The sequence below is a fragment of the Mesorhizobium sp. 128a genome, assembly GCF_053848025.1.
In genome coordinates this window covers 1-556 of record NZ_JBSPKY010000089.1, presented here as the reverse complement: position 1 = coordinate 556, position 556 = coordinate 1, and the positions used below count along the sequence as shown (strand labels likewise).

The 556-nt window shown below is 61.0% G+C and carries 1 protein-coding gene; it reads right to left on the bottom strand.

The annotated features are described in order from the left end of the window. Positions 1 to 92 precede the first annotated feature (92 nt). A partial coding sequence (locus ACWTU9_RS33190; protein ID WP_455862015.1) for a transposase occupies positions 93 to 556 on the bottom strand: 464 nt, incomplete at its 5' end.

The following is a 556-nucleotide window of genomic DNA, read 5'->3' as shown; positions in this document are numbered from 1 at the left end:
TGAGACAGCGGTGCAACCCCATCAGCGGAATGGCTCGGCTCACGTCCCGGCAGGGACGCCTCAGGCGTTCAGATTCTGAACGCTATCTGGATTTACGCTATGGCTCCTGCACTCGGATTGAAGAACTCGCCAGTCTTGAGCATCGTGTGCATGATCACCGCCAATTTGCGCGCCACGGCCACGGCGGCTCGTTTGAAGCCGATCCTCTCCCGGAGCTTGAGACCCCATGTGCGTAGGCTGCTTTCGGTCGAACAGCGTGTCAGGATGACCGCCGCGGCTTCGTAGAGAAGCCCCCGCAGATGTCGATCCCCGCGCCGGGATATATGGCCGTCATAATCGACTTCTCCCGATTGGTATCGGCGGGTCGTCAGGCCGATCCAAGCGGCGACAGAGCGGGACTTCTTGAAGTTGTTTGGATCCTCAATGGCGCTGACGAAAGAGGTCGCGGTGATCACGCCGATGCCGGGGATCGACATGAGGGTGCGGCAGGCTTGGCTTTGACGTGCATCTGCGACAAGCTGGCGCCCAAGCTCGGCGGCACGGATGCGAATGCTGC